Annotated in this window: 9 protein-coding genes; 3 read left to right on the top strand and 6 right to left on the bottom strand. The window is 75.3% G+C overall.

All coding sequences use genetic code 11. The features are described from left to right. Positions 1-12: 12 nt before the first annotated feature. The 5 genes from WA616_RS11935 to WA616_RS11915 all read right to left on the bottom strand — a co-directional run bounded on the left by WA616_RS11935 (position 13) and on the right by WA616_RS11915 (position 5,944). Positions 13-1,809, bottom strand: a complete 1,797-nt coding sequence (locus WA616_RS11935; RefSeq protein ID WP_336030043.1) for a DEAD/DEAH box helicase — start codon at positions 1,807-1,809, stop codon at positions 13-15. Positions 1,810-1,978: 169 nt separating this feature from the next. Next, complete coding sequence (locus tag WA616_RS11930; protein ID WP_336030041.1) at positions 1,979-2,305, bottom strand: hypothetical protein; 327 nt, start codon at positions 2,303-2,305, stop codon at positions 1,979-1,981. Between the two features lie 14 nt (positions 2,306-2,319). Beyond that, entirely contained in the window at positions 2,320-4,410 is a 2,091-nt protein-coding gene (locus WA616_RS11925; RefSeq protein WP_336030039.1) for a xanthine dehydrogenase family protein molybdopterin-binding subunit, read from the bottom strand. Then, positions 4,407-5,438: an FAD binding domain-containing protein gene (locus tag WA616_RS11920; RefSeq protein WP_336030038.1), complete on the bottom strand. Its 1,032-nt coding sequence runs from the start codon at positions 5,436-5,438 to the stop codon at positions 4,407-4,409. Before WA616_RS11920 ends, WA616_RS11925 begins: the two co-directional genes overlap by 4 nt. Then, positions 5,435-5,944 carry a 2Fe-2S iron-sulfur cluster-binding protein gene (locus WA616_RS11915; protein ID WP_073418440.1) on the bottom strand — a complete coding sequence of 170 codons (510 nt, stop codon included), beginning with the start codon at positions 5,942-5,944 and terminating at the stop codon, positions 5,435-5,437. The genes WA616_RS11920 and WA616_RS11915 overlap by 4 nt, the downstream gene beginning before the upstream one ends. Before the next feature lie 145 nt (positions 5,945-6,089). On the opposite strand from WA616_RS11915, the gene WA616_RS11910 reads away from it, so the two are divergent. The 3 genes from WA616_RS11910 to WA616_RS11900 all read left to right on the top strand — a co-directional run bounded on the left by WA616_RS11910 (position 6,090) and on the right by WA616_RS11900 (position 9,670). Next, positions 6,090-8,162: an HNH endonuclease signature motif containing protein gene (locus WA616_RS11910; RefSeq protein ID WP_336030036.1), complete on the top strand. Its 2,073-nt coding sequence runs from the start codon at positions 6,090-6,092 to the stop codon at positions 8,160-8,162. A 64-nt stretch (positions 8,163-8,226) separates the two neighbouring features. Next, positions 8,227-8,562 carry a hypothetical protein gene (locus WA616_RS11905; protein WP_336030033.1) on the top strand — a complete coding sequence of 112 codons (336 nt, stop codon included), beginning with the start codon at positions 8,227-8,229 and terminating at the stop codon, positions 8,560-8,562. A 64-nt stretch (positions 8,563-8,626) separates the two neighbouring features. Continuing rightward, complete coding sequence (locus WA616_RS11900; protein WP_336030030.1) at positions 8,627-9,670, top strand: nitronate monooxygenase; 1,044 nt, start codon at positions 8,627-8,629, stop codon at positions 9,668-9,670. Between the two features lie 105 nt (positions 9,671-9,775). On the opposite strand, the gene WA616_RS11895 is transcribed toward WA616_RS11900, so the two are convergent. Beyond that, positions 9,776-11,461 (bottom strand): DNA repair helicase XPB, encoded by a 1,686-nt coding sequence (locus tag WA616_RS11895; protein WP_336030028.1) that lies wholly within the window; start codon positions 11,459-11,461, stop codon positions 9,776-9,778. Positions 11,462-11,493: the final 32 nt, after the last annotated feature.

Genomic DNA, 11,493 nt, shown 5'->3' with positions numbered 1-11,493 from the left:
AGATGCACGCCCTCACAGCATGGTGCGGAGACGCTCCCGGCGGGCGCGCAGCACCTCGACCGACGCCGAGGCCGACGGTGGCCCGGGCACCGACTTGCGCAGCTCGGTGTGCACGACGCCGTGCGGCCGCGACGTCTTCGCCGCCACGCGGGCGACCAGCCGGTTGACCTCGCGGCGCAGCTCGGCGGCGTCGCGCCAGGAGCGGCCGGCAGCGTCATCGGCGAGGTCCTCGTCGGGGTGGTCCTCGACCAGCGGCAGCTCGCCGGTGTCGTCGTCGTGCACCCGCTGGGCGATCCGCAGCCGCAGCTCGTCGTCGCGGCGGGCCAGCAGCGACGCCGTCTGCTCGGCGGTGAGCAGGCCCGGGATGCCGAGGAAGTCCTCGTCCTCGGGCGCCACGGCGACGCCGCCGTCGGACCCGGTGTGCGCCGTCCCGCCGTGCAGCACGTGCGCGAAGCGGGCGTCGGCCTCCAGCGCCTCCCACTGCTTGAGCCCGACCGCCTCGCGCTCCTTGGGCGGCAGCGGGTCGAGGTCCAGCGCCTCCGGGTCGGCCGCCTTCGGCGGCGGCATGACGTGGTTGCGTTCCTTCTCCATCGACGCGGCCAGGCCGAGCAGCGGCCGGACGGCGGGGAGGAACACGGTGGCGGTCTCGTGCGACGCCCGCGACCGGACGACGCGGCCGACGGCCTGGGCGAAGAACAGCGGCGTCCGGTAGGAGGTCATCCACGCGAGGACGGCGGCGCGCGGGACGTCGACGCCCTCGGAGATCATCCGGACGCAGACGGCGATCCGCGCCGAGCCGGTGGCGAACCGCTCGATCTTCTTCGACGCCTTGGGGTCGTCGGAGAGGATCAGCTCGGGCGCCTTGCCGGTCACCCGGCGGACGATCTTGGCGTAGGCGCGGGCGTCGTCCTGGTCGCTGGCGAGGATCAACCCGGCGGCGTCGGGCATGCCGCCCTCCTCGCGCAGGTGCGTGATCCGGTCGTCCATGGCGGCGATGACGTGCGGCACCCACTGGCCCTTGGGGTCCAGCGCGGTGCGCCAGGCGGCCATCTCCACGGAGCGGGTGCCGGCCTCCGACAGCGACGCGGCGACGACCTCGCCGGCGGAGTTCCGCCAGCGCGCGGTGCCGGTGTAGGCGGCGAAGACGACCGGGCGGACGACGTTGTCGGCCAGCGCCTCCTTGTAGCCGTAGGTGTAGTCCGCGCGGCTGACCAGCCCGGCGCCGTCGGCCGAGTCGCCCTCGAAGCCGTCCTCCTCGTAGCGCACGAAGGGGATCCGCTCGTCGGGCTTGGTGCGGAACGGCGTCCCGGTCAGGCACAGGCGGCGGGCGGCGAAGCCGTAGGCCTCCTCGATCGCCTCGCCCCAGGACAGGCCGTCACCGGCGTGGTGGACCTCGTCGAGGATCACCAGCGTCTTGACGGCGGTGGCGCGCGCCGCGTGCAGCATCGGCTTGCCCGCCACCTGCGCGTACGTCGTCACGTAGCCCTGGGTGCCGGCGCGCACCGGGCCGACGGCGTTGGTCAGGCCGGGGTCGAGCACGATGCCGAGCCGGTCGGCGGCGTCGGCCCACTGCAGCCGCAGGTGGTCGGTCGGGCAGACGACGATCACGCGGGCGACCTCGCGCCGCTGCAGCAGCCGCGCGGCCAGCGTCAGGGCGAAGGTCGTCTTGCCCGCGCCCGGGGTCGCGGTGACGAGGAAGTCCTTGGGGGAGGAGTCCTCGTAGCGCTCGAGGGCGGCCTGCTGCCACACCCGGAGCGGTCGGCTGGTCGTCTGCGGGGCGACCGCCCCGGCCCGTGCTGCGCTCGCCATCTCAGGAGCCATCCTGCCTGGCGTCCGCGAGACACGCCCGACCGGCCACCTCCCGCGCGCCTCCGCAGGGCCGTCGTATACGCGACGGTCCACACGCCGCTGACCTGCGGTTTCCCTCAGCGGGGCGGTCGCGGCGTGGCGCTCCTCACACGGCGGCCGGACCGGTCCGTCACGCCTCGGACGCCTCACCCGTCCCGGGCCGGGACGCCCCGCCGTGCACCAGCCGCAGGTGCGGCCCGGTGGGCACGTCGGTGCGGGGGTCGGCCACCTCGGGCAGGCCGGCGGCCCGGCGCACGCGGTTCTCCGGCACGTCGAGGGCGCGCGCGAGGTGCCCGGCCATCCACGGGCTGATCAGCGCCCAGCCGCGGGTGTGCGCGAGCCGCTCGAGCACCTCCGGCCCCACCGCGCCGCGGGCGCGGCGGGAGGCCTGGTGCACGGTCTCACCGAGCTCCCACAGCCGGCGCCGGACGAGGTCCTGCAGGTCCCTGGCGGCCACCGGTCGATGATGTCTCAGGGGAGCGCCGGCAGCAGCCGGTCCAGCGTCACCGGCAGCTCGCGCACCCGGACCCCGGTGGCGTGCCACACCGCGTTGGACACCGCGGCCGCCGTCCCGACGATGCCGATCTCGCCGATGCCCTTGGCGCCCATGACGTTGACGTAGGGGTCCTCCTCGTCGAGCCAGTGCGCCTGCACGTCGCCGACGTCGGCGTTGACCGTCACGTGGTACTCGGCGAAGTCGTGGTTGGCCACCTGCCCGATCCGCGGGTCCCAGACGCTGTTCTCGTGCAGCGCCATGGACAGGCCCATGGTCATGCCGCCGATGAACTGGGAGCGGGCGGTGCGCGGGTTGAGGATGCGCCCGCAGGCGAAGACGCCGAGCAGCCGCGGCACCCTCACCTCGCCGGTGTCGACGTCGACCCGCGCCTCGACGAACTGGGCGCCGAACGCGTAGGTGGCGTGCTCGTCGTCGGTGTCGGCCTGGTCCACCTGGCCCGACGCCTCGTCGCCGTCGCGCGGGTCGGAGCCGAACTTGCCGCGGAACTCGCGCGCCGCCACGGCGATCGCCGAGCCCCACGTGTTGGTGCCCGACGAGCCGCCGGCCACCGAGGCGATGGGGTAGCGGGTGTCGCCGATGCGCACCTCGACGTCGTCGACGTCGACCCCGAGCGCGTCCGCGGCGATCTGCGGCAGCACCGTCCAGGCGCCGGTGCCGAGGTCGGCGGCGCCGATCTCGACGACGTAGCGGCCGTCCTCGAAGCGCACGTCGGCGGTCGACTGCGCCTGGCGCATGGTCGGGTAGACCGACGACGCGACGCCGGTGCCGACCAGCCAGCGGCCCTCGCGGCGCACGCCCGGCCGCGGGTCGCGCCCGGCCCAGCCGAAGCGCTCGGCGCCCTCGCGCAGGCACTCCACCAGGTGCCGGCTCGACCACGGCTGGCCGGTCTCGGGGTCGCGCTCGGGGTCGTTGCGGACGCGCAGCTCGATCGGGTCGATGCCGAGCTCGTGCGCCAGCTCGTCCATCGCGACCTCGGGGCCGAACATGCCGGGGCACTCGCCGGGCGCGCGGAACCAGGAGGGCACCGGGACGTCGAGGGCGGCCAGCCGGTGCGTCGTCCGCCGGGCGTTCGCGGTGTACATCATCCGCGCGGGGACGCCGGTCTGTTCGGCGAACTCCTTGATCCGGGAGGTCTGCTCGACGACGTCGAGGGTGAGGGCCCGGATGCGGCCGTCGCGGTCGGCGCCGAGCTGCATCCTCTGGATGGTCGGCGTCCGGTAGCCGGCGAGGCTGAACATCTGCTGGCGAGTCAGGGCGAGCTTCACCGGGCGGCCGGGCAGCGCGCGGGCGGCCATGGTCACCAGGACGACGTTGGCGTGCGGGGTGCCCTTGGAGCCGAAGCCGCCGCCGACGTAGGGGCACACGACCCGGACCTGCTCCTCCTCCAGCCCGAACACGGTGCACACGGCCTGGCGGTCGGGGTGCACGCCCTGGGTGGAGTCCCACAGCGTGAGCGAGGAGCCGTCCCACAGCGCCGTCGAGGCGTGCGGCTCGAGCGGGTTGTTGTGCACCATCGCCGTCGCGTAGGTGCGGCTGACGACGACGGCGCTGGCGGCGAGCTCGGCGTCGACGTCGCCCTGGACGACGTCGGTGTCGTAGGACGGATTGACCTTCTCCGGGGCGTAGAGGCCGGGATGGTCGACCGTGAGCGCACTGTCGTGCTCCTGCTCGGCGTACGTGACGACGACGAGGTCGGCGCCCTGTCGGGCGAGCTCGGACGTCTCGGCGACGACGACGCCCACCACCTGGCCGCGGAAGGCGACGTCGGGGGACTGCAGCACGGCCAGCTCGGCGTCGTCGGTGGAGGCCAGCCGCTCGGCGTTCTCGGACGTGAGCACGGCGAGGACGCCGTCGAGCGCCTCGGCGGCCGCCGTGTCGATGCCGGTGATGCGCCCGCGGGCGACGGTGGCCTGGACGGGGTGGCAGAACGCCGGCGACTCGACCGGCGTCTCGTAGGCGTAGGTGGCGGTGCCGCGGACCTTCTGGACGCCGTCGCGGCGGACCAGGTCGCGGCCCATCGCGCAGGGCTCGAGGAGGTCGGTCACGAGGTCGCTCCCTCGGTCAGGTCCCGCAGGGTGGCGGGGATGGTGCGGGTCAGCAGCGGGATCTTGAAGCCGTTGCCGCCGTCGACGCCCGGTTGCGGCTGGGCGGCGGCGAGCTCGGCCTCGGCGGCGGCGCGGAAGGCGCGCTCGGTGGCGGGGCCGCCGCGCAGCACCGCCTCGGCGCGGGTCGCCCGCCAGGGCACGTGCGCGACGCCGCCGAGGGCCAGGCGCACGTCGCGCACGGTGTCGCCGTCGAGGTCGAGCGCGGCGGCGACCGAGACGAGCGCGAAGGCGTAGGACGCGCGGTCGCGGACCTTGCGGTAGGTGGAGCGGGCGGCCATCGGCAGCGGCGGGAGCTCGATGGCGGTGACGAGGTCGCCGTGCCCGAGGACGGTGTCGCGGCTCGGGTCGTCGCCGGGGAGCCGGTGCAGCTCGCGGAAGGGCAGCGTGCGCGCGCCCTGCGGGCCGAGGACGTGGACGACGGCGTCGAGGGCGGCCAGCGCTACCGCCATGTCGGAGGGGTGCGTGGCGATGCACGTCTCCGCCGCGGTGGCGTCGGGCAGCGCGGCCGGGACGCCCAGGACGGCGTGGTAGCGGGTGTATCCGCCGACCGCCGCACAGCCGCTGCCGGGCTCGCGCTTGTTGCAGGCGGTGGTGACGTCCTGGAAGTAGACGCAGCGGGTGCGCTGCAGCGGGTTGCCGCCGACGGTCGCGAGGTTGCGCAGCTGGCCGTTCGCGCCGGCGAGCAGGGCCTGGGCGAGCACCGGATAGCGCTCGCGGACCCGGCGGTCGGCGGCGAGCTCGCTGTTGCTGACGGCGGCGCCGACCAGCAGGCCGCCGTCGTCGGTGTCGGTGGTCTCCCGCGAGGTGAGGGTGCGGACGTCGACCACGAGGTCGGGCCGGGCGACGCCGAGCTTGAGGTGGTCGACGAGGTTGGTGCCGCCGCCGAGGAAGACGGCGCCGGGCTCGGCGCTGACCTCCCGGACGGCCTCGGCGACGGAGCCGGGGCGGGCGAAGGCGAACGGCTTCACCGGGCACCGCCGGCCTGCTGCACCGCCGGGGTGATGGTGGCGTAGGCGGCGCAGCGGCAGAGGTTGCCGCTCATCCGCTCGCTGACCTCGGCGTCGCTGAGCTCGGGGTCGCTCGTGAGGTCGGCGGTGGCGTGGCTCGGCCAGCCGCGGTCGACCTCGCTGAGGAGGCCGACGGCCGAGCAGACTTGCCCGGGCGTGCAGTAGCCGCACTGGAAGGCGTCGTGGTCGAGGAAGGCCTGCTGCACCGGGTGGAGCTCGCCCTCGGGCGCCAGACCGTTCGCCGTCGTGATCTCCGCGCCGTCGTGGGCGACGGCGAGGGCGAGGCAGAGCAGGGCGCGCTCGCCGTCGAGGATCACCGTGCAGGCGCCGCACTGGCCGTGGTCGCAGCCCTTCTTCGGGCTGGTGTTGCCCAGCCGCTCGCGGAGGAGGTCGAGCAGGGTGGTGCGGGTGTCGACGGTGAGCTCGTGCAGCTCGCCGTCCACCGTGAGCCTGATGTCGGCGTCCATGGGCTCGTCGGTGCCCGCTGGCCGTCGCGCGGTAACCGGGGGATGCGGACGTCGGCGTCTCGTTCCGCCGTGTCACCCGATCGGGTGACGTCTCCTGCCCGCTGACCTGCGTCTTCTGTCAGAGGTCACCCGTACGGTGCGGGGTGTGGACGACGTGCTGACCGGTGTGGCGCCCGGGCCGCCGGTGGGGTGGGCGCGGGGTCCGCTGGGGCTGGTGCAGGCCGCCGATTTGGAGGTGTCGCGGCAGTCGGCGCTGCGGTACCGAGCGGTGGCGGCGTTCGCGCTCTCGCGGCCGTCCTCGGTCGACCGGCCGCAGGGCGCGCGCGGGGCGATGGCGGCCGAGCGGTGGGCTGTGCGGCCGGAGCTGCTGCGATCGGTGAGCGAGTGGGCCACCCAGGAGCTTTCGATCGCCCTGTCGCTCACCTCTCACGCCGCCGAGTCCCTCTTGACCACCTCCCTCACCCTCGTCCACCGGCTGCCGGCGACGCTGGACGCGCTCGAGGCCGGGGCCGTGCACGGCGGGCACGTCACCGCGCTGCTCGACCACGTCGCGCCGGTCGCCGACGACACGGTGCGCGCCGCGCTGGAGCGGGACCTGCTCGCCTGGACGTCCCGCCGGGGGACGGTGTGCACCCCGGCGCAGCTGCGCGACAAGGCCCGCCGCGAGGTGCTCAAGCGCAAGGCCCGGTCCGCTGCCGACGACCTGGCGCGGGCGATCACGCGGCGCGGGCTGTCCTGCCGGCCGGACAGCTGCGACGGCATGGCGGTCGTCTCCGCGCTGCTCACCACTCCCGAAGCCGCGGCGCTGATGGCCGCCCTTGGCGCGTACGCCGATGCGCTGCCCGACGACGGCCGCACCCGCGGCCAGAAGATGGCCGATGCCCTGCTGGACCTGGTGCTGCGGCCCGGGGCGAACGGGCTGTCACCGGTGCAGGTGGTCCTCACCGTGGTCGCTCCGGTCGGGGCGCTGCTGGGTGGAGACCAGCCGTGCGAGATCGACGGCCAGGTCGTCCCGGCCGAGGTGGTCCGGGCCCTGCTCGCCGCCCTCACCGGCGCGCGCGGCACCCTCGCCGAGGACGCCGCTGCCGCGGACCCCGCCGAGGACGCCGCCGCCGAGGACCCCACGCCGGGCGGTGAAGACACCGCGGAGACCGCCGCCGCTGGTGAGCGACCTGCGCCCGTGGAGATCAACGGCTCCGCGGCGTACGCCACGGCCGAGGACCCCGCCGCGGACGCCACGGCCGAGGCCCCTGGAGCTCCCGGCGCGGCCGGTGGCGTCAGCCTGGTCAAGGGCGAGGACCCGCTGCGCGGCCTGAGCGACGCCGCGATCGCGCAGCACATCGCCGAGATGGAGGCTGACGCCGCCTGGTGGGCGGAGATCGAGCGCCGGGTCGCCACCGGCGAGCTCTACGCCGACCTCGACCCTGCCCTCGGTGACGAGCCCTGGCCGCCACCCGGCTCGTCGCCACCGGGGCCGGACGAGCCCGACCACTTCTGGGCCCCGAACCCCGGTCCACAGCCGGACGGTCGACGTTCACCTGTGCCCGACGGGTGGTGGTCGCGCGCCGATCGTGCCGTGAACGACGCCGGCTCTGCGCTGCTGGCTGCTGAGCAGGCGGTCGGTCGCGCCCGCCAGCTCGTGGCCACCGCCGAGCGCGCCGACACCGCCGACGAGACGACCTGGGCAGAGAGCGCCGCGGGCCGGGTGAGCGGCGCGGCCGACGCGATCGCGGCTCTGGCCGCCGCAGCTGAGGGCGCCCGCCTGCACCTGGGCGACCTGCTGGACCGCACGGCCGGTGGCGGCCTCGCTGACCGGCCGCGGATCGCCGTCACCCACGCCCTCACCGGCACCCTGCTCGCCCTCACCGACCTGCCCGGCCTCCGCCGCGCCACCCGCGCCGGCACCGGCCTGCACGCACCCGGCGCAAGCGGCGGCTACCGGCCGGGCGCAGCCCTCGACCGGCACGTCCGCGCCCGCGACCGCCGCTGCCGCTTCCCCGGCTGCCGCCGCCCCGTGCCGAAGAAGGGGGAGCTCGACCACGCCACCCCCTGGCCACTCGGGCCCACCAGCGCCGGCAACCTCACCGGCTTCTGCACCGGCCACCACCGCGGCAAGCACCAGGCCCCCGGCTGGCGCCACGACCTGCAGCCCGAAGGCACCCTCACCGTCACCACACCCAGCGGCCTGACGGCGAGCACGGAGCCACCGCCGTACTGACCGCCCCCACGACCCGGCTCGACTGGATGGGCGGCCGTCGCAGGCCGACATCCCTGAGGTGATCGTGGCAAGTCGTGAGGACATCGCCGAGCAGTTGTGGTTGCGCGACGAGCCGGAACTGGCCCGCGCCGTGCTCGACGTGGACGACGCCGTCCATCGGCGGATCATGGTCGTCGCGGCCAGGCCGTTGACCGGGGGGTTCCGGCACAGCCTGATCGACGAGCTCCTCGTCGCCGCCGCGGTCCGGGTGCTGGACGGCCGGCGGAGGCCCCGCCGGTGGGAGGCGAGGTCGGAGGACCTCCTGCCCGACTTCTGGCGGGAGGTCGGTCCTGAACAGGACCGCCGATCCGGCGGCGACGGATTCAGCGCGCTGGTGCAACGGGTGATCGAGGAGCAGTGACCGCCCGGAGGCGTCCCGGACCGCGGTGACAGGGTGCCGGGAGGAGCGCTCAGGGGAGGACGCCGTGGTGCTGGAGCTCGACCGCCCGATCGTCCAGGCGCCGATGGCCGGCGGGCCGTCCACGCCGGCGCTGGCCGCCGCGGTCAGCGAGGCTGGCGGGCTCGGCTCCCTCGCCGCCGGGTACAAGACGCCGGACGCGGTGCGCGACGACGTCCGCGCCACCCGGGCCCTCACGAGCCGCCGGTTCGGGCTCAACGTCTTCGTCCCCGGCCCGCTCGGCGACCCGGAGGCGGTCCGCCGCTACGCCGACGCGCTGCGGGAGGACGCCCGCCGGGCCGGCGTCGAGCTCGGCGACCCGGTCCACGACGACGACGCCTGGGAGGCCAAGGTCGCCGTCGCGGTCGAGGAGCGCGTCCCGGTCGTGTCCTTCACCTTCGGCCTGCCCCGCCCCGACATGGTCACCGCCCTGCACGACGCCGGCGCCACCGTCCTGGTCACCGTCACCACGCCGCAGGAGGCCGCCGACGCCCGCGACACCGGCGCCGACGCGCTCGTCGTCCAGGGCATCGAGGCCGGCGGCCACCGCGGCGGGCCCTCCGACGAGGACGGCGTGGGGGAGTACGGCCTGCTGACGCTGCTGCGGCTCGTCCGCGACACGGTCGACCTCCCGCTCGTCGCCGCCGGCGGCCTGATGGACGGCGCGGGGGTCGCCGCGGTCCTCGTCGCCGGCGCGGAGGCGGCCCAGCTCGGCACGGCCTTCCTGCTCAGCCCCGAGGCGGGCACCAGCGCGATGCACCGCGCCGCACTCGGCACCGCCAGGCCCACCGCGCTCACCCGCGCCTTCAGCGGCCGGCGCGCCCGCGGCCTGGTCAACCGCTTCCTCACCGAGCACTCCGCCGCGGCGCCGGCCGCCTACCCGGAGGTGCACCACCTGACGACGCCGCTGCGCGCCGCGGCCCGCGCGTCGGGCGACGCCGAGGTGGTCAACCTGTGGGCCGGGCAGGGCCACGCGCTGTGCCGGGCCGAGCCCGCCGGCGACCTGGTGCGCCGCATCGCCGCCGACGCCGCCGACGCCGCCGACGTCCTCCGCCGGCACACCCGGACCTGAGACGACCGCGGCCCCCGGGTCACGAGGACCAGGGGGCCGCGGTCCGGCCACCCTTCAGGGGCCCGCGCCGAGCCTGCGAGGCGTGGGGGGAAGGGTGGTCCTTCTTCAGTCGGCGGGCTCGTCGACCCAGTCGGGGCCGTTGACCTCGCCCGGGCCGGCCAGGTCGGCGGCGTCGACGATCGTGTACGCGTAGCCCTGCTCGGCGAGGAACCGCTGCCGGTGGGCGGCGTACTCGGCGTCGAGGGTGTCGCGGCTGACCACCGTGTAGAAGTGCGCCTGCCGGCCGTCGGCCTTGGGGCGGAGCACCCGCCCGAGGCGCTGCGCCTCCTCCTGCCGCGAGCCGAACGTCCCCGACACCTGGACGGCGACCGCGGCCTCCGGCAGGTCGATCGAGAAGTTGGCGACCTTCGAGACCACCAGCGTCTTGACCTCGCCGCGGCGGAAGGCGTCGAACAGCTTCTCCCGCTCCCGGTTGGTCGTGGAGCCCTGGATGACCGGCGCGTCGAGCGCCCGCCCGAGCTTCTCGAGCTGGTCGAGGTAGGCGCCGATGACCAGCTTCTGCTCGTCGGGGTGCCGCTCGAGCACCCGCCGGATCACCGGCAGCTTCGACGTGGCGGTGGCCGCGATCCGGTAGCGCTCCTCGGGCTCGGCGACCGCGTAGGTCATCCGCTCCTCGTCGTCGAGCGCCACCCGCACCTCGATGCACTCGGCCGGGGCGATGTAGCCCTGCGACTCGATGTCCTTCCACGGCGCGTCGTAGCGCTTGGGCCCGATGAGGGAGAAGACGTCGTCCTCGCGCCCGTCCTCGCGCACCAGCGTGGCCGTGAGGCCGAGCCGGCGGCGGGACTGCAGGTCGGCGGTGAGCCGGAAGATCGGCGCGGGCAGCAGGTGCACCTCGTCGTAGACGATCAGGCCCCAGTCCTGCGCGTCGAACAGGTCCAGGTGCCGGTACTCGCCCTTCCGGCGGGTGGTCATCACCTGGTAGGTGGCGATGGTGACCGGGCGGATCTCCTTGCGCTCGCCCGAGTACTCGCCGATCTCGTCCTCGGTGAGCGAGGTGCGCGCGATCAGCTCGCGCTTCCACTGCCGCCCCGAGACGGTGTTGGTGACCAGGATCAGCGTGGTCGCGCCGGCCTGGGCCATCGCCGCGGCCCCGACCAGCGTCTTGCCCGCGCCACACGGCAGCACGACGACGCCCGAACCACCCGCCCAGAAGCCCTCGACGGCCTCCTGCTGGTAGTCGCGCAGGTGCCAGCCGTCCTGCGCCAGCGCGATCGGGTGCGCCTGGCCGTCGACGTAGCCCGCCAGGTCCTCCGCCGGCCAGCCGACCTTGAGCAGGGCCTGCTTGAGCCGGCCGCGCTCGGAGGGGTGGACGACGACGGTGTCCGCGTCGATCCGCGCGCCGATCATCGGGGCCACCCGCTTGGAGCGGACGACCTCCTCGAGCACCGCCCGGTCGGTGGTGGTGAGCACCAGCCCGTGCACCGGGTCGTTCTGCAGCGTCAGCCGGCCGAAGCGGTCCATCGTGTCGGCGACGTCGACCAGCAGCGCGTGCGGCACCGGGTAGCGCGAGTAGCGCACCAGCGCGTCGACGACCTGCTCGGCATCGTGCCCCGCGGCGCGGGCGTTCCACAGCGCCAGCGGGGTGACCCGGTAGGTGTGCACGTGCTCGGGCGAGCGCTCGAGCTCGGCGAACGGCGCGATGGCCGCGCGGCAGTCGCGGGCCTGCGGGTGGTCGACCTCGAGCAGCAGGGTCTTGTCCGACTGGACGATGAGGGGTCCGTCGTTCACGGGATGGGTGGCCTCTCCTCGGCGGGTGGGCG

Source organism: Geodermatophilus sp. FMUSA9-8 (assembly GCF_037034165.1).
GTDB classification, from domain to species: Bacteria; Actinomycetota; Actinomycetes; order Mycobacteriales; family Geodermatophilaceae; genus Geodermatophilus; species Geodermatophilus nigrescens.
This window is presented reverse-complemented; position numbering and strand designations above follow the sequence as displayed.

Coding starts and splice junctions, on each gene's coding strand:
- WA616_RS11915 (WP_073418440.1), bottom strand. CDS start 5,944: ATGGACGCCGACATCAGGCTCACGGTGGACGGCGAGCTGCACGAGCTC.
- WA616_RS11935 (WP_336030043.1), bottom strand. CDS start 1,809: ATGGCGAGCGCAGCACGGGCCGGGGCGGTCGCCCCGCAGACGACCAGC.